The sequence below is a fragment of the Variovorax atrisoli 110B genome, from assembly GCF_000382045.1.
Classification (GTDB): Bacteria; Pseudomonadota; Gammaproteobacteria; order Burkholderiales; family Burkholderiaceae_C; genus Variovorax; species Variovorax atrisoli.
The window spans coordinates 190,047-209,431 of sequence record NZ_KB907458.1; the positions used below are offsets into that span (position 1 = coordinate 190,047).

The 19,385-nt window shown below is 67.3% G+C and carries 24 protein-coding genes; 14 read left to right on the forward strand and 10 right to left on the reverse strand.

The annotated features are described in order from the left end of the window. Nucleotide 1: 1 nt before the first annotated feature. The 10 genes from G369_RS0123935 (at nt 2) to G369_RS0123980 (ending at nt 7,839) form a co-directional block, all read left to right on the forward strand. A complete protein-coding gene (locus tag G369_RS0123935) occupies nt 2-634 on the forward strand; it encodes a DUF502 domain-containing protein (RefSeq protein ID WP_019656579.1) in 633 nt (210 codons plus the stop codon). 39 nt (nt 635-673) lie between these two features. Next, nucleotides 674-2,482: an aspartate--tRNA ligase gene (aspS, locus tag G369_RS0123940; RefSeq protein ID WP_019656580.1), complete on the forward strand. Its 1,809-nt coding sequence runs from the start codon at nt 674-676 to the stop codon at nt 2,480-2,482. Between the two features lie 119 nt (nt 2,483-2,601). After that, a complete protein-coding gene (nudB, locus tag G369_RS0123945) occupies nt 2,602-3,078 on the forward strand; it encodes a dihydroneopterin triphosphate diphosphatase (RefSeq protein WP_019656581.1) in 477 nt (158 codons plus the stop codon). Then, a complete protein-coding gene (locus tag G369_RS0123950; protein WP_019656582.1) occupies nt 3,075-3,860 on the forward strand; it encodes an endonuclease/exonuclease/phosphatase family protein in 786 nt (261 codons plus the stop codon). Before nudB ends, G369_RS0123950 begins: the two co-directional genes overlap by 4 nt. Before the next feature lie 73 nt (nt 3,861-3,933). Beyond that, nucleotides 3,934-4,665, forward strand: coding sequence for a GTP cyclohydrolase I (folE, locus tag G369_RS0123955; RefSeq protein WP_019656583.1), 732 nt, complete (start codon nt 3,934-3,936; stop codon nt 4,663-4,665). Nucleotides 4,666-4,668: 3 nt separating this feature from the next. Then, a complete protein-coding gene (locus G369_RS0123960) occupies nt 4,669-5,091 on the forward strand; it encodes a BLUF domain-containing protein (protein ID WP_019656584.1) in 423 nt (140 codons plus the stop codon). Between the two features lie 104 nt (nt 5,092-5,195). Further along, nucleotides 5,196-6,077 carry an EamA family transporter gene (locus tag G369_RS0123965; protein WP_019656585.1) on the forward strand — a complete coding sequence of 294 codons (882 nt, stop codon included), beginning with the start codon at nt 5,196-5,198 and terminating at the stop codon, nt 6,075-6,077. A 4-nt stretch (nt 6,078-6,081) separates the two neighbouring features. Continuing rightward, nucleotides 6,082-6,906 carry a DUF429 domain-containing protein gene (locus G369_RS0123970; protein ID WP_019656586.1) on the forward strand — a complete coding sequence of 275 codons (825 nt, stop codon included), beginning with the start codon at nt 6,082-6,084 and terminating at the stop codon, nt 6,904-6,906. Between the two features lie 124 nt (nt 6,907-7,030). Next, on the forward strand, nt 7,031-7,228 hold the full coding sequence (locus G369_RS0123975) for a CsbD family protein (protein WP_019656587.1): 198 nt from the start codon (nt 7,031-7,033) through the stop codon (nt 7,226-7,228). A gap of 86 nt (nt 7,229-7,314) precedes the next feature. Then, nucleotides 7,315-7,839, forward strand: a complete 525-nt coding sequence (locus G369_RS0123980; RefSeq protein WP_019656588.1) for a BON domain-containing protein — start codon at nt 7,315-7,317, stop codon at nt 7,837-7,839. Nucleotides 7,840-7,940: 101 nt separating this feature from the next. Here G369_RS0123980 and G369_RS0123985 read toward each other — a convergent pair whose 3' ends face one another. The 6 genes from G369_RS0123985 to G369_RS0124010 all read right to left on the reverse strand — a co-directional run bounded on the left by G369_RS0123985 (nt 7,941) and on the right by G369_RS0124010 (nt 11,648). Further along, the gene (locus tag G369_RS0123985) at nt 7,941-8,510 is read right to left on the reverse strand and encodes a ferritin-like domain-containing protein (RefSeq protein WP_019656589.1); all 570 of its coding nucleotides are present in this window, start codon (nt 8,508-8,510) and stop codon (nt 7,941-7,943) included. Continuing rightward, complete coding sequence (locus tag G369_RS0123990) at nt 8,507-9,106, reverse strand: hypothetical protein (RefSeq protein WP_019656590.1); 600 nt, start codon at nt 9,104-9,106, stop codon at nt 8,507-8,509. The genes G369_RS0123985 and G369_RS0123990 overlap by 4 nt, the downstream gene beginning before the upstream one ends. Then, nucleotides 9,096-9,476 carry a phage holin family protein gene (locus G369_RS0123995; protein ID WP_019656591.1) on the reverse strand — a complete coding sequence of 127 codons (381 nt, stop codon included), beginning with the start codon at nt 9,474-9,476 and terminating at the stop codon, nt 9,096-9,098. Before G369_RS0123995 ends, G369_RS0123990 begins: the two co-directional genes overlap by 11 nt. Before the next feature lie 39 nt (nt 9,477-9,515). Beyond that, on the reverse strand, nt 9,516-9,893 hold the full coding sequence (locus tag G369_RS0124000; RefSeq protein WP_019656592.1) for a hypothetical protein: 378 nt from the start codon (nt 9,891-9,893) through the stop codon (nt 9,516-9,518). Between the two features lie 54 nt (nt 9,894-9,947). Continuing rightward, the gene (locus G369_RS37760) at nt 9,948-10,112 is read right to left on the reverse strand and encodes a DUF1328 domain-containing protein (protein WP_019656593.1); all 165 of its coding nucleotides are present in this window, start codon (nt 10,110-10,112) and stop codon (nt 9,948-9,950) included. A gap of 216 nt (nt 10,113-10,328) precedes the next feature. Then, nucleotides 10,329-11,648 (reverse strand): CHASE3 domain-containing protein, encoded by a 1,320-nt coding sequence (locus G369_RS0124010; RefSeq protein WP_020723234.1) that lies wholly within the window; start codon nt 11,646-11,648, stop codon nt 10,329-10,331. Nucleotides 11,649-11,779: 131 nt separating this feature from the next. On the opposite strand from G369_RS0124010, the gene G369_RS0124015 reads away from it, so the two are divergent. Next, a complete protein-coding gene (locus G369_RS0124015; protein ID WP_019656595.1) occupies nt 11,780-12,412 on the forward strand; it encodes a response regulator in 633 nt (210 codons plus the stop codon). Nucleotides 12,413-12,515: 103 nt separating this feature from the next. On the opposite strand, the gene G369_RS0124020 is transcribed toward G369_RS0124015, so the two are convergent. Further along, nucleotides 12,516-12,926 (reverse strand): response regulator, encoded by a 411-nt coding sequence (locus tag G369_RS0124020; RefSeq protein ID WP_026346581.1) that lies wholly within the window; start codon nt 12,924-12,926, stop codon nt 12,516-12,518. Nucleotides 12,927-13,163: 237 nt separating this feature from the next. Between G369_RS0124020 and G369_RS0124025 the strand changes: the two genes are divergently transcribed. Beyond that, nucleotides 13,164-15,206: an AsmA family protein gene (locus G369_RS0124025; protein ID WP_019656597.1), complete on the forward strand. Its 2,043-nt coding sequence runs from the start codon at nt 13,164-13,166 to the stop codon at nt 15,204-15,206. On the opposite strand, the gene G369_RS0124030 is transcribed toward G369_RS0124025, so the two are convergent. The 3 genes from G369_RS0124030 to gpmA form a co-directional block, all read right to left on the reverse strand. Next, complete coding sequence (locus G369_RS0124030) at nt 15,203-15,970, reverse strand: HesA/MoeB/ThiF family protein (RefSeq protein ID WP_019656598.1); 768 nt, start codon at nt 15,968-15,970, stop codon at nt 15,203-15,205. The two genes, G369_RS0124025 and G369_RS0124030, sit on opposite strands and share 4 nt — an antisense overlap. A gap of 116 nt (nt 15,971-16,086) precedes the next feature. Beyond that, nucleotides 16,087-17,529 (reverse strand): S41 family peptidase, encoded by a 1,443-nt coding sequence (locus G369_RS0124035; RefSeq protein WP_026346582.1) that lies wholly within the window; start codon nt 17,527-17,529, stop codon nt 16,087-16,089. Nucleotides 17,530-17,655: 126 nt separating this feature from the next. Continuing rightward, the gene (gpmA, locus tag G369_RS0124040; RefSeq protein ID WP_019656600.1) at nt 17,656-18,399 is read right to left on the reverse strand and encodes a 2,3-diphosphoglycerate-dependent phosphoglycerate mutase; all 744 of its coding nucleotides are present in this window, start codon (nt 18,397-18,399) and stop codon (nt 17,656-17,658) included. Between the two features lie 105 nt (nt 18,400-18,504). Between gpmA and G369_RS0124045 the strand changes: the two genes are divergently transcribed. Together G369_RS0124045 and grxC are read left to right on the forward strand one after the other, a co-directional pair. Next, nucleotides 18,505-18,888: a rhodanese-like domain-containing protein gene (locus G369_RS0124045; RefSeq protein WP_221404345.1), complete on the forward strand. Its 384-nt coding sequence runs from the start codon at nt 18,505-18,507 to the stop codon at nt 18,886-18,888. Between the two features lie 155 nt (nt 18,889-19,043). Continuing rightward, a complete protein-coding gene (grxC, locus tag G369_RS0124050) occupies nt 19,044-19,304 on the forward strand; it encodes a glutaredoxin 3 (RefSeq protein WP_019656602.1) in 261 nt (86 codons plus the stop codon). Nucleotides 19,305-19,385: the final 81 nt, after the last annotated feature.

Here is a 19,385-nt window from a genome sequence, read left to right on the forward strand (position 1 = left end):
CATGCTCGCCCTGCGCAAATGGTTGCTGTCCGGCCTGCTGGTCATCGTGCCGCTGGTCATCACGCTGGGCGTGCTGAACTGGATCATCGGCACGCTCGACCAGACGCTGTGGCTGCTGCCCGAGCAGTGGCAGACCTGGCTGAGCGACCACAAGGTACGGGGCCTGGGCGTGCTGCTCACGCTGGCGATCCTGCTGGTGGTGGGCGCCACGGCCAGCAACTTCGTCGGCAAGCGCCTGCTCGGCTGGGGCGATGCCGTGGTCCGTCGCATCCCGGTGGTGCGCTCGATCTACTCCAGCGTCAAGCAGGTGTCGGACACGCTGTTCTCCGAGAACGGCAATGCCTTCCGCACCGCGGTGCTGGTGCAATGGCCGCGCGAAGGCGTGTGGACCATCGCCTTCGTGACCGGCGCGCCCGGCAATGAGGTCGCCGCGCACCTTGGCGAGGGCGAGTTCCTCAGCGTCTACGTGCCGACAACGCCCAATCCCACGGGCGGCTACTTCGTGATGCTCAAGCGCAGCGACTGCATCGAACTGAAGATGAGCGTGGACGAAGCGCTCAAGTACATCGTCTCGATGGGGGTGGTCGTTCCAGGCGGCCCCGCTTCGGTGGCGGTGAAGTCTTCCAACTCATAAAAGAACGAACGCGCCCTCGAGGCGCCGGAATGGATTCCTATGGCCATGCGTACTCACTATTGCGGTCTCGTGACCGAAGCCCAGCTGGGCCAGACCGTCACCCTTTGCGGCTGGGTCAACCGTCGCCGCGACCACGGCGGCGTGATCTTCATCGACGTGCGTGACCGCGAAGGCTACGTGCAGGTGGTGTGCGACCCCGACCGCGCCTCCACCTTCGCCGTGGCCGAGAGCCTGCGCAACGAATACTGCGTGCAGATCACCGGCCTGGTGCGCGCTCGCCCCGAAGGCACGACCAACGATCAGCTCAAGAGCGGCAAGATCGAGGTGCTGTGCCACGAGCTGAAGGTGCTGAACCCCTCGGTCACGCCCCCCTTCCTGCTGGACGACGACAACCTGTCGGAAACCACGCGTCTCACGCACCGCGTGCTCGACCTGCGCCGCCCGGTCATGCAGCGCAACATGATGCTGCGCTACAAGGTGACGATGGAAACGCGCAAGTTCCTCGACGCCAACGGCTTCATCGACATCGAGACGCCGATGCTGGGCAAGTCCACGCCCGAGGGTGCGCGCGACTACCTCGTGCCCAGCCGCGTGCACGACGGCAGCTTCTTCGCGCTGCCGCAATCGCCCCAGCTCTTCAAGCAGCTGCTGATGGTGGCCGGCTACGACCGCTACTACCAGATCGTGAAGTGCTTCCGCGACGAGGACCTGCGCGCCGACCGCCAGCCCGAATTCACGCAGATCGACATCGAGACCTCCTTCCTCGCCGAGGAAGAGATCCGCGAGATGTTCGAAGGCATGATCCGCAACGTGTTCCGCAACGCCGCGGGCATCGAGCTGCCGGTGTTCCCGACCATGAGCTATGCGGACGCGATGTTCAAGTACGGCTCGGACAAGCCCGACCTGCGCGTGAAGCTCGAATTCACCGAACTCACCGAGCTGATGAAGCGCGTGGAATTCAAGGTGTTCTCCAACGCTGCCACCATGCCCGGCGGCCGTGTCGTGGCGCTGCGCGTGCCCGGCGGCGGTGCCGAGGGCGGCCTGTCGCGCGGCGAGATCGATGCCTACCAGGAGTTCGTCAAGATCTACGGCGCCAAGGGCCTGGCCTACATCAAGGTCAACGATGCCGCGGCCGGCCGCGAAGGCCTTCAGAGCCCGATCGTGAAGAACCTCGACGACAACGCCCTGGCCGAGATCATCGCCCGCACCGGCGCGCGCAACGGCGACATCCTGTTCTTCGGCGCCGACAAGGCGAAGGTCGTCAACGACGCCATCGGCGCGCTGCGCATCAAGATCGGCCACAGCGCCTTCGGCAAGAAGACGGGCCTGTTCGACGACCGCTGGGCGCCGCTGTGGGTGGTGGACTTCCCGATGTTCGAGTTCGACGAGGAAGGCCAGCGCTGGAGCGCCGTGCACCATCCGTTCACCGCGCCGAAGGACGGCCATGAGGACCTCATGGACACCGCGCCCGAGAAGTGCATCGCCAAGGCCTACGACATGGTGCTCAACGGCATCGAGATGGGCGGCGGCTCGGTGCGTATCCACCGCGAGGAAGTGCAGAGCAAGGTGTTCCGCGCGCTGAAGATCAGCGCCGAGGACGCGCAGCTGAAGTTCGGCTTCCTGCTGGACGCGCTCCAGTACGGCGCGCCGCCGCACGGCGGCATCGCCATCGGCCTGGACCGCCTGGTCATGCTGATGACCGGCGCCGAGTCGATCCGCGACGTGATCGCCTTCCCCAAGACCCAGCGCGCACAAGACCTGCTGACGCAGGCACCCAGCCCGGTCGACGAGAAGCAGCTGCGCGAGCTCCACATCAAGCTGCGCAACAATCCCCAGGCAGCAGCATGATGCTCGCCCCCAGGCTGCGCGCACTTCGTGTCCCTTCGCCAACCCCCTACCGGGGGCAACACCAGAGGCCCGGCAAAGCCGGTTCCTCGGTGTTTCGCGAAGAAGCCTGAGCACCTCCCATGGCGACCGACTCCCGGCCCTGGAAGATCCCGGAGTCGGTGCTGGTCGTGATCCACACGCCGGCGCTCGATGTGCTGCTGATCCGGCGTGCGGATGCCGAGACCGACTTCTGGCAGTCGGTCACCGGCAGCAAGGACGCGGCCGACGAGCCGCTCGCGCTCACCGCGGCGCGTGAGGTGGCCGAGGAAACCGGCATCCTGTGCGGCGAAGGCACGCTGATGGCCTCGCAGCTCGTCGACTGGCAGCTGCGCAACGTCTACGAGATCTACCCGCGCTGGCGCGCCCGCTATGCGCCGGGCGTGACCCACAACACCGAGCATCTGTTCGGCCTGCGCGTGCCGGAACGCGTCGTGCCCACGCTCGACCCGCGCGAGCACACCGACTGGCGCTGGCTGCCCTACCGCGAAGCGGCGCACGCCTGCTTTTCCCCGTCGAATGCCGAAGCCATTCTGTTGCTGCCAGAATTTGTGCGATGACGAACCAGCCGGCAGCTACAGCCACAGCGATAGCGGTTCAGCAGAACCTGCGGGTCGCGACCTACAACATCCACAAGGGTGTGCAGGGCATCGGGCCCGCGAGGCGGCTCGAGATCCACAACCTCGGCCACGCCATCGAGCAGCTCGACGCCGACATCGTCTGCCTGCAGGAAGTGCGCAAGATGAACCGGCAGGCAGCGGCCCGATTCGCCCGCTGGCCCGAACTGCCGCAGGCCGACTTCCTCGCGCCCGAGGGCTACACCGCCGTCTACGAGACCAACGCCGTCACGCGCCACGGCGAGCACGGCAATGCCTTGCTCACGCGCTGGCCGGTGCTGGGCACCAACCACCAGGACATTTCCGACCACCGCTTCGAGCAGCGCGGCCTGCTGCACGTGATGATCGAAGTGGAAGGGCGGCGGGTGCACGCCATCGTGGTGCACCTGGGCCTCATCAAGGGCAGCCGGGTGCGGCAGATCGCGCGGCTGCGCGAGTTCATCGACCGCGAGGTGCCGCCCGGCGAGGCGGTGGTGGTGGCCGGCGACTTCAACGACTGGGGCGCGCGCATGCGCTACGCCATGAACGCCATGGGCCTGCGCGACACCAGCGACCTGCGCGGTCCGCGCACGCTCACTTACCCTTCGCGCCTGCCGGTGACGCAGCTCGACTTCGTCTATGGGCGCGGCCTGGAGCCGGTGTCCTGCGTGGTGCCGCGCGGTCCCATCTGGGCCAGAATGTCCGACCACCTGCCGCTGGTGGCCGATTTTTCGCTCCTTGTTTGATAGCATCGCTCCAAGAAGGGATGGGCCTTGCGGCCCTGAATGTCTGGAGCCATTCACTGGTACGATCCCCGCCATGCTGAGGAAAACCGACGTCGAACCGCTGCCCGATCGAAAAGACGACGACGAGGGTACGCCCGTCTCCGTCAAGATCCGCGAGCGCATCACAGCGGCGCGCAAGCGCTTCAATGCCAACGACAACATCTCGGAGTTCATCGAGCCCGGCGAGCTCGAGAAGCTGCTCGACGAGGTCGAGGTCAAGATGAAGGACGTGCTCCAGAGCCTGGTGATCGACGTCGAGAACGACCACAACACCGACAACACCGCGCGCCGCGTCGCCAAGATGTATGTCAACGAGGTGTTCCGCGGCCGCTACGTGGCGGCGCCCTCGCTCACCGAATTCCCCAACGCCGAGCACCTGAACGAGCTGATGATCGTCGGCCCGATCACCGTGCGCAGCGCCTGCTCGCACCACTTCTGCCCGATCATCGGCAAGCTGTGGATCGGCGTGATGCCCAACGAGCACACCAACGTGATCGGCCTGTCGAAGTACGCGCGCCTGGCCGAGTGGGTCATGGGCCGTCCCCAGATCCAGGAAGAGGCCGTGGTGCAGCTGGCCGACCTGATCCAGGAGAAGACCCAGCCCGACGGCCTCGCGCTGGTCATGGAAGCCGAGCACTTCTGCATGGCCTGGCGCGGCGTCAAGGAAATGGACAGCAAGATGATCAATTCCGTGATGCGCGGCGTGTTCCTGAAAGATCCGAGCCTGCGCCGCGAATTCCTGTCCCTCCTGCCCCGAAAGGACTGAGCCATGCTGGTCCGACTCCTCTACGCCAGCCGCGCCGTCGACACCAGCCCCGAGGCCATCGAGTCGATCCTGACGCAATCGCGCTCCCACAACACCGCCTGCGGCATCACCGGCATCCTCTGCTACGGTGCGGGCACCTTCCTGCAGGCCATCGAAGGCGGCCGCATGGCCATCTCCGAGCTCTACGGCCACATCCAGCGCGATCCGCGCCACAAGGACGTGGTGCTGCTGCACTACGAAGAGATCTCCGAGCGCCGCTTCGGCGGCTGGACGATGGGGCAGGTCAACCTGTCGAAGCTCAACGCATCGACGCTGCTGAAGTACTCCGAGAAGCCCGAGCTCAACCCCTATGCGGTGTCGGGCAAGGTCTCGCTGGCGCTGCTGGAAGAGCTGATGGCCACCGCAGCCATCGTCGGCCGCCACTGAAAGTGGTGGCCCCCACGCTCGGCACTTCGTGTCCTCGCTGCCCCCCGAGGGGGCCGCTCGCGCCTTGGGGCGGCCCGGCGGCGCCCGGTCTTGCATAGCTCGAGGTGCCACTCTCCGCATTCGCCCTGATCCTGCTCGCCGGGATCATCCACGCCAGCTGGAACATCGCCGCCAAGAAGGCGAACGGCGACGCGCGCTTCAGCTTCCAGGCGAGCGTGTTCAACATGGTCATCTGGGCGCCGGTGGGCATCGTGCTGGGCTGGAACGTGGTGCCTGGGTGGGGGCGGGCGGAGTGGGGCTTCGTCGTGCTCAGCGGTGTGCTGCACGTCTTCTATTTCATCGTGCTGCTGCGCGGCTACCGCAAGTCGGACCTCACGGTGGTCTACCCGCTGGCGCGCGGCTCGGGGCCGCTGCTTTCGTCGCTGGTGGCGGTGCTATTCCTGGGCGAGAAGATCAGCCTCGTCGGCGTGGCCGGCATCCTGGGCGTGGTGGCTGGCGTGTTCCTCATCGCCGGCGGCCCGCGCCTGTGGCAGAAGGCGCACGACCCGGCGCAGCGCGCGCGGGTGCACAAGGGCATGCGCTACGGCGTGCTGACCGGCGCCTTCATCGCGGCCTACACGGTGGCCGACAGCTACGCGGTCAAGTTCCTTGCGATGTCGCCGATCCTGCTCGACTACATGGGCAACCTCGTGCGCATCGTCCTGCTGATGCCCGCCGCGCTGCAGGACCGCGCGACCACCGTGCGCATGTGGCGCGAGCAGTGGAAATACGCGCTGCTGGTGGCGGCGATCAGCCCCGTGTCGTACGTGCTCGTGCTCTACGCGGTGCAGCAGGCGCCGATCTCGCACGTGGCGCCAGCGCGCGAGGTGTCGATGCTCTTCGCTGCACTGATCGGCGGCCACCTGCTGCGCGAGGGCGACCGGCTGCTTCGATTGATGGGCGCGACGCTCATCGCCGCCGGCGTGGTGGCGCTCGCGATGGGCTGAGGCCGTGCTGCTGTTCGGCTGCGACTTCTCCAGCGCGCCGACGGCACGCAAGCCCATCGTCGTCGCCACCGGCGAGCTGGGCGGCGCCGACTGCGTCGTGCTCCACGGTCTGCAGCGCTTCTCGACGCTCGACGCATGGGGCGATTGGCTGCGCGCCACGCCGGCGTGGACCGGCGGCTTCGACTTTCCGTTCAGCCTGCCGCGCGAGCTCGTGGAGCACCTGCGGTGGCCGCTGCAGTGGGAGCCGCTGATGGCCCACTACGCCGGCCTGAGCCGCGCCGAGATCCGCGAGACCTTCGCCGCCTTCTGCGCAGGGCGGCCGGTGGGCGGCAAGTTCGCGCACCGTGCGGCCGACGGGCCCGCAGGGTCCAGCCCCTCGATGAAATGGGTCAATCCGCCGGTGGCCTACATGCTCCATGCGGGCGTGCCGCGCCTGCTGGCCGCCGGTGCGCGCATTCCCGGCCTGCATGCCGGCAACGGTGCCGAACGCATCGCGCTGGAGGCCTACCCCGGCCTGCTGGCGCGTGAACTCATCGGCCGCCGCAGCTACAAGAGCGACGACCTCGCGAAGCAGACACCCGAGCGTCGCGCGGCGCGGGTCGATCTGCTGGCTGCGCTCGAAGCGGGTTCGCCCCGCCTCGGACTGAAGCTGGCCGTCACCGCGCCGCAGCGCGCGGAACTGCTGGCGGATGCGCGCGGCGACGACATCGACGCGGTGCTGTGTCTTCTGCAGGCCGCCTGGGGCCAGCAGCGCGCCCTGAGCCCCGGCCCGGGCCATGGGCTGCCGGAGGACATCGATCCGCTTGAAGGATGGATCGTCAGCGCCTGAGCCTCGTTGTCCTACAGCGCTTCGGGCTCCAGTCGGCATTCGCCGCCATCGGGCGGCCCTTAGATTGGCTCCAGTGGGTCATCCCGGCCCACTTTTCAGCATCACTCATCAGGAAGGAAGCGACATGAACAAGGACCAAGTGGCAGGCCGCGTCGAGGAAGCCAAGGGCAAGCTGAAGGAAGTCGCCGGCAAGGTCGTCGGCAACGAGAAACTCCAGGGCGAGGGCCTGGCGGACCAGGCCGCCGGCAAGGTGCAGAAGACCTACGGCGACGTGAAGGAAAAGACCAAGGACGCAATCAAGTCGGGCGCCGACAAGCTGTGATCCGAGCCGCGAAGGCTGCGTGCGCGCGTCGCATCCAGGCCTTCGCATGCGCTCTTTCCGTTCCGAGAAGCGACAGGAGGATTCCCATGAACACATCGAACATCCAACGCACGGGCCGTGCCCCGTACGCCAAGACCCTGACCGCCGTGCTGCTGGCCGGCGCCGCGCTGGCCCTGGCCGGCTGCGACAAGGCCGACAACCGCACCGCCGGCGAGAAGCTCGACGGCGCGATCGCCAAGACCGAGCAGGCAGCCGACACGGCAGCCGCCAAGACGGGCGAAGCCCTCAAGGACGCCAAGGCCAAGGTCGAGTCGTCCAACACCACCGCCGAGGTGAAGGAGGGCGCCTCCAACGCCAAGGAAGCGCTCAAGGAAGCAGGCGCCGCCGTGAGCGCGACGATGGACGATGCCGCCATCACGGCCTCCGTCTCGGCCGGCCTTGCCAAGGACCCGGACCTGAGCGCCATCAAGATCGACGTCGACACCAAGGCCGGCGCCGTGAGCCTGAAGGGCCCCGCTCCCACGGCTGCTGCCAAGGCACGCGCCGAGGAGATCGCCAAGGGCGTGCAGGGCGTGACCTCGGTGAGCAACCAGCTCGAGGTGAAGGGCTGATCCTTCCCTTCTTTCCTCGCCAACGAAAAAGCCCGGCAGTGCCGGGCTTTTTTCTTTTTCATGAGCGGAAAGTCTTCCGCTTGAGGCTCGACCGAGCCGCCTCAGTGGCCGAGCCAGTCCTTCAGCTCGTCGGCGTGCTCTTCCTCGTCGGCCAGGATGCCTTCGAGCATGCGGCGGGTGGTCGGGTCCTTGTCGCCGATGAGCGAGATCATCTGGCGATACGACTCCACCGCGACGCGCTCGGCGATCAGGTTGGCGCGCACCATCGACTGCAGGTCGGTCGACTCGTCGTACTGGGCGTGGCTGCGCTCCAGGAGGTGGCCGGGGGCGAAGTCGGGTTCGCCGCCCAGTTGCACGATGCGCTCGGCGATCAGGTCGGCGTGGGCCGATTCCTCGTTGGCGTGCACCAGGAACTCGTCGGCGATGGCGGGCGACTCGACGCCGTTCGCGGTGAAGTAGTGGCGCTTGTATCGCAGCACGCAGACCAGCTCGGTGGCCAGGGCGTCGTTCAGCAGCTTCACCACGTCGTCGCGCCAAGGACCGTAGCTCGGGGTCACGGCACCGTCGTCCAGGCTGCTGCGGGCCGCATCCAGGCCGGCCTGGTCGAGCGCCAGGTGCTGGCGGCCGCCTTCCTTGGCGGAAGCCGAACGGGAAGAAACGTCGTTTTTCATGGAGTGTCCTTTCGTGGGGGGCGGGGTGAACTTGGGCTCTTGCTCATCAGCGTGGTGATGAGGTCGGCCACGTCGGATGTCTTCAGTACCGCCGCGAGCACCGCCGTCGCGGAGAGCAGGCGCCACGGCCTGACCAGCACCAGTAGCGAGCCGGTGGCGGCAGCCACGGCCATCACTTTGACCGGCTCCTTTCGCGCGTAGTGTTCGAGCATCGGCCGCGCCAGCTGGCCGACCGCATGCGCGGGATGCCTGCGCCACCAGCGCTCCAGCACGCTGCGGCCCACGGCGATCCAGACGTTCTGCGGCTTTCTCCTGCCGCGGCCTGCACCGGCTCCTCGCTGCCCGCCCGGTTCTGCGTCTGCGGAGCCTTGCGGGTGGCCGGCGTGCAGGCCATCCGGATCGGCCGCTGCATGCGCGTCGTGGTGCGCGTACTCCAGGTCGTCGTCATGAAGACGGGGACCATCCGTGCGATAGCGCCCGTCGTCGTCGTCTTCGACGCCGCCGTTGAGCTGGCGCACCAGCGCCCTTCGGGAGAGGGCCAGCCGCTCCTTCGGGGTGAGGTGCTGCCGGAGTTCGCGGTAGTCGTCAGCGGTCATGGCGTGCTCCGGCTTCGCGAAGGGCTTGCAGGTCGGCGTCGAGCTGCGATCGCAGGTCCTCGAAGGCGTAGGTCACGGTGGGGCGCATCGCGTACCATATGCAGAAGGCCGCGATCACCACGGCCACGCCCGGCACGGCCACCAGCACCCAGTGGAAGCTGCCATGCATCACGCCGAGCAGCACCGCCACGCCGATCAGCCCCAGGGCCAGGGTGACGGTGGCGACGGCGAGCACCGCCGCGATGATGCGTCCGGCAATGCCGCGACCCGCCTGGGAGGACTCCTCCCTGACGAGCGCGGCGTAGTTGGCGAGATGTTCAGCGACGAGATCCGGATGCCCGAGCACCGTGGAAAAGATGGGATGGAGCATGGTGCCGGAATCGATCGATGACAGACGCCTTCAGGTTGATCAGTAGTCGTCCCGGCTGCGGCGGCTTGCCAGCACGATCAGCGCGGTGATGGCTGCACCGGCGGCAGCGGCCAGGAGCACCGAGCGCACGGGCTGGTCCGAGATGTATCGGCCGGTGACGTCGGCGGCCTGCTCCAGGCGGCGCTGTGCGCGGGCGCTGGTGGTGGAGGCGGCATCGAGGCCGCGCTGCACCGCCTGCTGCACGCGGGCAGCCAGCTGTTCGACGGCCGGCTCCGAATCGCGCCGCAGGTCACGGACCTTCTCGCCCGCCGCATTCACCGCGTTCTGTGCGTAGGCGCGGGTCGTCTCGACCGCGTCACGTGCGGTCTGGCGCGCTTCGTCGGCGAGTTGCGAGGGGGTCTTCGTCGTCGTGTTCATGTGAAAGTCCTTTCCGGAAAAGTGAAATGCGCAAGCCTGTTGATCGTAACGACGCTACTTGCGTCGTAGCAAGCCGGCAAGGAAGCTCGCGAGCGCGAGGATCACGAAGATCACGAAGAGGATCTTGGCGATGCCCACGGCGCTCGCCGCGATGCCGCCGAACCCGAAGAGGGCAGCGATCAGGGCGATGACCAGAAACACCACGGCGTAATGCAGCATGTGGAACTCCTTCGAGACTTGGCTCGTGTCTTGAAAACATCGCATCGGCAGTCCCGGAAGGGAAGTACCGATGCCATGGATGCAACCTTAAGTGGAGGCTCGTTGCAGACCTGTCAGCGGCCGGGGTTGGGGTGCGTAGGAGATGGCCGAGTGGTCTTGCGGCGGCGTGTGAAGGAATGCCCGCGGCCTCGTGGCAGGCCGGGGCCCTTCGTCGTCTCAGGCCGCCTTGACGATCGGCAGCATGGCGCTCAGCCGGGTGCCCTTGCCCGGTGCCGAAGACACCGTGAGCCGCCCGCGCGCGGCTTCCACGCGGTGCCGCATGCCCGCGAGGCCGTGGGTGGAAGGGCGCACGCGCTGGGTGTCGAAGCCCTTGCCGTTGTCGGCCACCTCCACCACCACGTGGTTGTCGTAGTTCTTCAGGACGATGGTGGCTTCGGTGGCCTCGGCGTACTTGCCGATATTGGTGAGGCTCTCCTGCACCATCCGGTAGATGGTGAGCTGGTGCGACTCGTCCATGGTCACCGGCTCGAGCACCATTTCCACCTGCAGGCCCGAGCGCTCGCCGAACTCGCGCCCCAGGATCTCCAGCGACGCGACCAGCCCCAGGTTGGACAGCGACGAGGGCCGCAGGTCCTCGATGATCCGGCGCTTGAGCGCGATGCCGCTGTTGAGCAGCTCGGTCAGATGCTGCAGCCGCTGGATCGCGTCGGGCGCGTCCGCCAGCCGCGACTTTAGCCGGGCCACGTCGAGCTTGGCGGCGGTGAGCAGCGAGCCCAGCTCGTCGTGCAGTTCGCGCGCGAGGAAGCCGCGCTCGGTCTCGCGCACGTCCTGCAGGTGGGTGGCCAGTTCGGCCAGCGATGCGGTGCGCTCGCGCACCTCGTCCTCCAGGGCGTTGCGCTCGCGCTGCAGTGCCAGCTGCTGGCGCTCGCCGATGGAGCGCAGCACATGCGTCTGGCGCAGGTACAGGAAGAAGGCCAGCAGCGCGGCCAGCGCCACGATGGACGTGCCGATGCGCGCCAGCTTCAGCGACTGCAGCACCTGCGCCTGGCTCTGCTGCAAGGTGCCGTTGCTGAGCTTCACCAGGTCGCCCGCGGCGGCGCGGATGGCTTCCATCTCCTCCTTGCCCACGTCGGTGGTGATGACGAACTTCCAGGCGTCTTCCTTGCCGTCCTGGCGCAGGCGCACGCTCATGTCCATCTCGGCGATCTTGCGCAGCACGTGCTTCGACAGCTCCGTCAGCCGGGCAAGCTCGGCCGGCCGGTCGGCGTAGAGGCGGCGCAGGGTGCCCAGGTGGCCGTCGACCTGCTTGACCGCGTCGTCGTAGGGCTTTCGGTAGCTCGCCTCGCCGGTCAGCAGGTAGCCTCTCTGTCCGGTTTCGGCGTCAAGCATGTTCTGCAGGAGCTGGTTGAGCGTGCCGCGCACCTGCTGCGCTTCGTCGATGTCGGCGAGCGCGCGGGTGGACTGCCGGTAACCGGCCTCGTTGATACCGACGAGGGCCAGGGCGGCCAGCGCCGCGAGCAGCAGGCTCACGGCCATTTTTGGTGGGGCTAACCAGTGCATGAAACTTTCAAGGCTGCTTGTGGCGCAAGTTCGTGAATAATTGACAACAATCAGGGACCTGGCATGTTGCGACCCTCGCCTGCGCAACACAACGACGAAAGTAACAGATGATCAAAATCGGAATTGTGGACGACCACGCCATCGTGCGATCGGGCCTCCGGCAGTTCTTCTCCGAGCACGTGGACCTGCGCGTGGCGGGCGAGGCTGCCAGCGGCCGTGAAGCCATCGAACTGGTGCGCACCACGGAGCTGGACGTGCTGGTCATGGACCTTTCGATGCCCGGACAGAGCGGTATCGATGCGCTCGCCATGATCCGCGCCAAGGCGCCGGACGTCGGCATCCTGATCCTGAGCGGCTACCCCGAGGAGCACTACGCGATGAACCTGATCCGTCAGGGCGCGAGCGGCTACCTCAACAAGGAATGCGATCCCATCGAGATCGTCAACGCAATCCGCACCATCGCCCTGGGCCGGCGCTACATCACCCCCGCGGTGGCCGAACTGCTGGCCCGCCAGCTCGACCGCAAGGACGACGCCGCGCCGCACGAGCAGCTCTCCGAGCGCGAATTCCAGGTGTTCCTCAAGCTCGCCAAGGGCGAGACGGCCGGCGACATCGCCAAGACGCTGTCGCTGTCGGTCAAGACCGTGAGCACCTACCGCACGCGCCTGATGGAGAAGATGAACCTCTCCTCCAACAGCGACCTCACCTACTACGCGCTGAAGAACAAGCTCATCGATTGAGATCGGCCGTGGGGCGGGGAAGGGGGCCGGGGCGATTTCCTCTTCCGGTCTTTCCTGCGCTCCTTCTTCCAGTCTTTCTTCGTCCACGTCGTCTTTTCTTTCCTCAGCCCGCTTCGGACGAGGAGTGCGCAACCCGGTTGCGTGCCTGCAGAAGGCAGAACTCCACCAGGGCCTCGATCTCGTTCGACTTGTCGAACACCGCGTCGACCCCGAATTCCGCGCAGCGCCTGCGGATGTCGGGCGTCGCATAGTTGCTGAGCACGACCACCTTCTGATCCGGCCTGCGGGCCTGGCAGGCCTGCAGCACGCCCAGACCGCTGCCCTGCTTGAGGAAGAGGTCGACGACGAGCAGGTCCCATTCGCCGTCGTGGCCGAGCAGCCATGCGCGCGCACCGCTCTCTGTTTCCGCGAATCCGACAACGGTACTGCAGGTGAGTTCTTCCAGCGTGCCAATGAGGTTTTCACGGATCGTGAGGTTGTCTTCGACAACATAAGTCTGCAATCTTGAATCCATGCCCAACCACTCTTCCTCTGAGGATGGCAGACGCATAAGCGCGCCTCCGTCGGCGTCAAGTGCCTGCGGAAGGACTTTGCTGCTTCTCCCATCCGCATCATGCAAGCTTCGGCGGTGGGAGGCTGTAGGTGGGTTCCGACGCATGGGACGCTCGGCCAGCTCAGTAGGCAATACCTCACGAGGTCTGCGGTCGGCGGCCGACCGCGGCGGGGCTTCCACATGGGTTACAAGAGCCCCATGGCAACGACGAACGCACCGATGAAAGGGGGCCGCCTGCGCGGCCTGCCGCTCTGGCAGAAGCTGCTGGCGAGCCTGGTGCTGCTGTTCGCGGTGCTGGCCGTGGTGCTCGCCTTCTTCCCCTGGGACGTGCTTCGCGAGCCGGTCAACCGCTACGTCAGCGAGAAGACCGGGCGCAAGTTCGAGATCACCCGACGGCTGGACGTGGGGCTCGGATGGCGGCAGGCCACCGTCAGGCTCGACGGCATCGAGTTCGCCAATCCCTCGTGGGCGCGTGATCCCTATCTGGTGAAGGCGGAGCGGGCCGACTTCGACATCCGCCTCTGGCCGCTGATCTCGCGCAGCATCATCATTCCCAGGCTGGCGCTTTCCTCCCCGACTGTGGGCCTGCAAATGGAGGCTGACGGCCGCCGCACCTGGTCGCTGGGCAAAGAAGGCAAGGACAGCTCCGAAGGCGGCACCGTACCGACCATCGGACAGGTGCAGATCGACAGCGGCGCGGTCGATTTCCTCGCCAAGCACCTGGGTGTCGACCTGCACGCCGACCTGAACTACGACAGCAGCCGCGGCGAGATGCCCCTCGACTACCGCATCAAGGGCCGCTACAAGGGACAGCCGCTGACAGCCAGCGGGCGAACCGGCAACGTGCTGCAGATCGAGGCCTCGAACGCGCCGCCGTTTCCGCTGGAGATTCGGGCTGCCGCCGGTCAGACGCAGTTGAAGGCGGCCGGCACCGTCGCCCGCCTGTCCGACCTGGACGGCATCGACGCGAAGTTCGAGATCAAGGGCCAGACGCTGGGCGCGCTGTTCCCGCTGCTGGGCATCGCGCTGCCGCAGACCTCGCCTTACGCCCTCAGCGGCAAGCTCGACAAGAGCGGCAAGCTCTGGAAGGCCAGCGGGCTGCAGGGGCGCCTGGGCCTGTCCGACATCGCGGGCGACATGCGTTTCGACCAGTCGGGCAAGCTGCCGCACCTGGCGGGCGACCTTCGCTCCAAGGTGATGGACATGGACGACCTCGGCCCGCTGATCGGCCTGCCGCCCACGGCGCGCACCGCCGCCACGGTGGAGGGCGTCGCGCCGCCGCCCACCGTTACTCAGGTCAGGCGGCCCGGCGGCAAGGTGCTGCCCACGGCACCGCTGGACTTCGAGCGCCTGCGCGCCATGAATGCCGACGTGAAGTACACGGCCGATCGCATCCGCAACGTGCGAGACGTGCCGCTGGAGCGCGGCAGCGTGCAGGTGAAGCTGAACGAGGGCGTGCTCACTCTCGATCCGCTCGACCTGGGCGTGGCCGGCGGCACGCTGGCCGGCGCGATCCGCATCGACGGCTCGAAGAACCCCGCCGACATCCGCGCCTCGCTCGACGCCCGCGCTATGCAGCTCGCGCGCCTCTTCCCGAAGCTGGAGACCACCGGCAACAGCGTGGGGCGGCTGGACGGGCGCATCAATCTCTCGGGTTCGGGCAGCACCGTCGCCAACTGGCTGGGAGGCGTCTCGGGCGACGTGGCGGTCATCTCGGGGCGCGGGCAGTTCGGCAACCTGCTGCCGGTGTTCGCGACCCTGGTGGGCGGCGACATCATCAAGTTCATCCTGCGCGGCGACCGCAACGTGGAGTTGCGCTGCGCGGCGCTGGCCTTCGACGTCAACAAGGGCCTGATGACCGGCCGCACCCTGGTGGTGGACACCACCAACGCCGTCTTCATCGCCACAGGCCAGGCCAACCTGGCGACGGAGGGGCTGGATTTCGTGATCCGTCCGGAGCCCAAGAGCAAGAACATCCTCTCGATCCGCACCCCGCTGGTGGTGAGCGGCACATTCGGCGATCCCAAGGGCGGACTGGAAGTCGGGCCGCTGGCCGGACGCGGGCTGGCTGCGCTGGCGCTGGGGGCGGTCAATCCGCTGCTCGCGCTGGCCGCGACCATCGAGACGGGGCCCGGCGAGGATTCGGACTGCAAGGGCGTGATCGCGCAGGCGAACAAGCCCACGGCAGGCGCCGCCGCGACCGGCGCAGCCCGCGCGAAGGGCGCGAAGCAGAAGAACTAGGCGGAAGGCGGAGCCGTGCGCTGCGCACAGACGCTGCAGTGCGGGTCGCGCGCCACGCGCAGCGTGTCGAAGGAGGTGCTGCGCCCGTCGAACATCAGCAGCCTCCCCGCCAGCGACGGGCCGATGCCGGCCAGCAGCTTCAGCGCCTCGCTGGCCTGGAGCGTACCGATGGTGCCCACCACCGGGCCGAACACGCCGAGCACCGCGCAGCGGGTTTCCTCGAAGCTCGCCTCCGGCGGAAACAGGCAGGCGTAGCAGGGCGAGGCTGCGTCGCGGGTGTCGTAGACGCTCAGCTGGCCGTCGAAGCGGATCGCCGCCCCGGCCACCAGCGGCCTGGCATGCGCCACGCAGGCGCGGTTGACGGCCTGCCGGGTCGCGAAGTTGTCGCAGCAATCGACCACCACGTCGGCCTCGGCCACGAGGCGAGACAGCAGCGCCTCGTCCGCGCGCAGCGCATGGGTTTCGATGGAGATCTCGGGGTTGATGTCGCGCATGGCCTGCGCCGCGGATTCGACCTTTGGCAGGCCGACGCGTGCATGGGTATGGGCGACCTGCCGCTGCAGGTTGGTGAGGTCGACCTCGTCGTCGTCGACCAGCACGATGTGGCCCACGCCCGCCGCCGCGAGGTAAAGGGCGACCGGCGAACCCAGCCCGCCGGCGCCTATGACCAGGACGCGCCCGGCACTGACGCGGGCCTGCCCGTCGATGCCGAACTCTTCGAGGAGGATGTGGCGCGAATAGCGCAGCAGCTGGTGATCATTCATGCTCGCCCCCAGGGCCGGCCCGCTCGGTGCGGCCGCCCACCCCCTGCCGGGGTCGATACCGGCGGCCCGGCGAGGCCGGTGCCGCGGTACTCCTGAACTGAACCGACTTGCCCGGCTCAGTTCTCCTTCTTCTCTTCCTTGTTGTCGACGATGACCTGCGTCTTGCTCACGAGCACCGGCTGGCCCTTCAGGCGGTTGAGCGCCTGCACGAGCGGGAAGTCCTTGTCGGAGCCGAATTCGGGCACCTTGCGGTCCTGCGGCGGCTTCTTGGCCTCTTCCTCGAGGCGCTTGCGGGCCTCGTCGCGGGCCTTCTCGCGTTCCGGGTCCTTGACTTCGGGACCCTGGCCGCTGGCCAGGTGCTTCTCGAGGTCGGCCTCGCGCATGCGCAGGGCGGCGAAGGGGCTGCCCTCGGCGCTTTCGTCGACCAGCACGTTCGGCACGATGCCCTTGGCCTGGATCGAGGTGCCGCTGGGCGTGTAGTAGCGCGCAGTGGTGATCTTCAGGCCGGTGTCGGGGCCGAGCGGGCGGACCGTCTGCACCGAGCCCTTGCCGAAGGTCTGGCTGCCCATGATGGTGGCGCGCTTGTGGTCCTGCAGTGCGCCGGCGACGATCTCGCTGGCCGATGCCGAGCCTTCGTTCACGAGCACCACCAGCGGCACCGTCTTGAGCGCGGCCGGCAGGCTGCGCAGCGGGTCGCTGCCCGAGCGGCGCTGGTAGAACTCCGGCGCAGCCTTGTAGACCGCCTTGCTCTCGGCCAGCTGGCCGTCGGTGGTCACCACGGTGACGTTCTCGGGCAGGAAGGCCGACGACACTGCCACGGCCGCGTCGAGCAGGCCGCCCGGGTCGTTGCGCAGGTCGAGCACCAGACCCTTGAGGTTCGGGTCTTCCTTGTACATCTCGTCGATCTTCTTGACGAAGTCGTCGACGGTGCGTTCCTGGAACTGCGACAGGCGGATCCAGCCGTAGCCCGGCTCGATGATCTTGCCGCGGACCGACTGCGTGCGGATTTCCTCGCGCGTGATGGTCACGGGGAAGGTGCGGCTCTCGTCCTTGCGGAAGATGGTCAGCAGCACCTTGGTGTTGGCTTCGCCGCGCATGCGCTTGACCGCCTCGTTCAGCGACAGGCCGCGCACGGCGGTGTCGTCGATCTTGGTGATCAGGTCGTTGGGCTTGAGGCCCGCGCGGAAGGCGGGGGAGCCCTCGATGGGCGAGACGACCTTGATGAGGCCGTCTTCCTGGGAAATCTCGATGCCCACGCCGACGAATCGGCCGGTGGTGCCTTCCCTGAATTCCTTAAAGGACTTCTTGTCGAAGTACTGGGAGTGGGGGTCGAGCCCGGCGACCATGCCGGAGATGGCGTCGGAGATGAGCTTCTTCTCGTCGACCGGCTCCACGTAGTCGCTCTTGACCATTCCGAAGACGGCGGCGAGCTGCTGCAATTCCTCGAGCGGCAGGGGCGCGAGCGAGCCGCGCGCGACGGTCTGCAGCGAGACGGTGGTCAGGACGCCTGCAACGGCGCCGGCGGCGACCCAGCCGGTGATCTTGAGTTTCTGGCCCATCATGAGTGGTTGTCCTTGTCGGCGGCTGTCAGTCCAATATACACAGCTTGGAAGCAAATTGTTTGCCGGGGTTCCACGGGTGGAGCGCCGGACGGGGCTTTTTCTGGGCGCTCCTGGCGGGCCTCGTCAGCCCTTGCCCTGCGATGCCACCGCGGCGGCAGCCTTCTCGGCGGCCGCGGCATCGCCGAGGTAGTAGTGGCGCAGGGGCTTGAGGTCGTCGTCGAGCTCGTACACCAGCGGGATGCCGTTGGGGATGTTCAGCCCGACGATGTCGTCGTCGGAGATGCCGTCGAGGTACTTCACCAGCGCGCGGATCGAGTTGCCGTGGGCCGCGACCACCAGCCGGCGGCCGGTGCGGATGGCCGGCGCCATCGATTCGTTCCAGAAGGGCAGCACGCGCGCCACCGTGTCCTTCAGGCACTCGGTCAGCGGGATCTGCTCGGGCGAGAGCTTGGCGTAGCGCACGTCGCCGCGCTCGCTGCGCGGATCGTCGGCTTCCAGCGGCGGGGGGGGCGTGTTGTAGCTGCGGCGCCAGATCAGCACCTGCTCGTCGCCGTATTTCTTGGCGGTCTCGGCCTTGTTCAGGCCCTGCAGGCCGCCGTAGTGGCGCTCGTTCAGGCGCCAGGAATGCACCACGGGCAGCCAGGTGCGGTCGAGTTCGTCGAGGGTGTGCCAGAGGGTGCGGGTGGCGCGCTTGAGGACGCTCGTGTAGGCGACGTCGAAGTCGTAGCCCTCGGCCTTGAGCAGCCGGCCGGCCTGCTTGGCCTGTTCGACGCCGGTTTCGGTCAGGTCGACGTCGGTCCATCCGGTGAAGCGGTTTTCGAGATTCCAGGTCGATTCGCCGTGACGGATCAATACCAGTTTGTGCATGTGGGAGGCCTTTGGCTGCGCTTGCGAAACCCCGCATTCTAAAATCCCCGGTTTGCCATTCAAGGAACCCCCGTGAAATTGATCGAATTCGTCACCGCGAACTGGATGCTGATCCTGATCGCGCTCAGCTCGGGCGCCATGCTGGCCTGGCCGCTGGTGCGGGGGGCGGGCGGCGGAACACTCACGGCACAGGGCGCCGTGCAGCTCATCAACCGCGAGCGCGCGGTGCTGGTCGACGTGCGCGAGCCCGAGGAGTTCGCCACCGGCCACATGATCGGCGCCAAGAACGTTCCCCTGAACCAGCTCGAGGAAAAGCTCGCCGGCGCGGTCAAGAACAAGAACGTGCCGCTGTTGCTGGTGTGCGCCACCGGTGCCCGCGCCCAGCGTGCGGTGGCCGTGGCCAAGAAGCTGGGCTACGAACAGGCCCAAGCGGTGTCCGGCGGGCTGAAAGCCTGGAAAGACGCTAACCTGCCTGTCGAAAAAGCCTGAATATCGACTCGTCCCAAGGCTTTGCGCACTTCGTGGCGCTGTGCCAACCCCCTGCCGGGGGCAACGTATGCGTTCCGGCCAAGCCGGTTCCGCGGCGTTCCCCCAAGGGCCGGTGGGCGAGTTGAATAAATGAAACTTTCCCCAAGGTAGAGCGCATGCAAGCCGTCAAGATGTACACCACCGCCGTTTGCCCTTACTGCATCCGCGCGAAACAGATCCTGAAATCCAAGGGCGTCGAGCAGATCGAGGAGATCCGCATCGACACCGACCCCCAGGCCCGCAACACCATGATGGAGATCACCCAGCGCCGCACGGTGCCCCAGATCTTCATCGGCGACACCCACGTGGGCGGCTGCGACGACCTGATGGCGCTCGACAGCCGCGGCGGCCTGGTTACGCTGCTGCAGGGCGCCTGAATCCGGCCCTGCCCCGGAGCCGTCTTCCGGCCGGGCCATAATCGCCAGTTCACTCATCTGCAGCCCGCTGCGGGAGCCCCT

Coding starts and splice junctions, on each gene's coding strand:
- G369_RS0123935 (WP_019656579.1), top strand. CDS start 2: ATGCTCGCCCTGCGCAAATGGTTGCTGTCCGGCCTGCTGGTCATCGTG.
- aspS (WP_019656580.1), top strand. CDS start 674: ATGGCCATGCGTACTCACTATTGCGGTCTCGTGACCGAAGCCCAGCTG.
- nudB (WP_019656581.1), top strand. CDS start 2,602: ATGGCGACCGACTCCCGGCCCTGGAAGATCCCGGAGTCGGTGCTGGTC.
- G369_RS0123950 (WP_019656582.1), top strand. CDS start 3,075: ATGACGAACCAGCCGGCAGCTACAGCCACAGCGATAGCGGTTCAGCAG.
- folE (WP_019656583.1), top strand. CDS start 3,934: ATGCTGAGGAAAACCGACGTCGAACCGCTGCCCGATCGAAAAGACGAC.
- G369_RS0123960 (WP_019656584.1), top strand. CDS start 4,669: ATGCTGGTCCGACTCCTCTACGCCAGCCGCGCCGTCGACACCAGCCCC.
- G369_RS0123975 (WP_019656587.1), top strand. CDS start 7,031: ATGAACAAGGACCAAGTGGCAGGCCGCGTCGAGGAAGCCAAGGGCAAG.
- G369_RS0123980 (WP_019656588.1), top strand. CDS start 7,315: ATGAACACATCGAACATCCAACGCACGGGCCGTGCCCCGTACGCCAAG.
- G369_RS0123985 (WP_019656589.1), bottom strand. CDS start 8,510: ATGAAAAACGACGTTTCTTCCCGTTCGGCTTCCGCCAAGGAAGGCGGC.
- G369_RS0123990 (WP_019656590.1), bottom strand. CDS start 9,106: ATGACCGCTGACGACTACCGCGAACTCCGGCAGCACCTCACCCCGAAG.
- G369_RS0123995 (WP_019656591.1), bottom strand. CDS start 9,476: ATGCTCCATCCCATCTTTTCCACGGTGCTCGGGCATCCGGATCTCGTC.
- G369_RS0124000 (WP_019656592.1), bottom strand. CDS start 9,893: ATGAACACGACGACGAAGACCCCCTCGCAACTCGCCGACGAAGCGCGC.
- G369_RS37760 (WP_019656593.1), bottom strand. CDS start 10,112: ATGCTGCATTACGCCGTGGTGTTTCTGGTCATCGCCCTGATCGCTGCC.
- G369_RS0124010 (WP_020723234.1), bottom strand. CDS start 11,648: ATGGCCGTGAGCCTGCTGCTCGCGGCGCTGGCCGCCCTGGCCCTCGTC.
- G369_RS0124015 (WP_019656595.1), top strand. CDS start 11,780: ATGATCAAAATCGGAATTGTGGACGACCACGCCATCGTGCGATCGGGC.
- G369_RS0124020 (WP_026346581.1), bottom strand. CDS start 12,926: ATGGATTCAAGATTGCAGACTTATGTTGTCGAAGACAACCTCACGATC.
- G369_RS0124025 (WP_019656597.1), top strand. CDS start 13,164: ATGGCAACGACGAACGCACCGATGAAAGGGGGCCGCCTGCGCGGCCTG.
- G369_RS0124030 (WP_019656598.1), bottom strand. CDS start 15,970: ATGAATGATCACCAGCTGCTGCGCTATTCGCGCCACATCCTCCTCGAA.
- G369_RS0124035 (WP_026346582.1), bottom strand. CDS start 17,529: ATGGGCCAGAAACTCAAGATCACCGGCTGGGTCGCCGCCGGCGCCGTT.
- gpmA (WP_019656600.1), bottom strand. CDS start 18,399: ATGCACAAACTGGTATTGATCCGTCACGGCGAATCGACCTGGAATCTC.
- G369_RS0124045 (WP_221404345.1), top strand. CDS start 18,505: ATGCTGATCCTGATCGCGCTCAGCTCGGGCGCCATGCTGGCCTGGCCG.
- grxC (WP_019656602.1), top strand. CDS start 19,044: ATGCAAGCCGTCAAGATGTACACCACCGCCGTTTGCCCTTACTGCATC.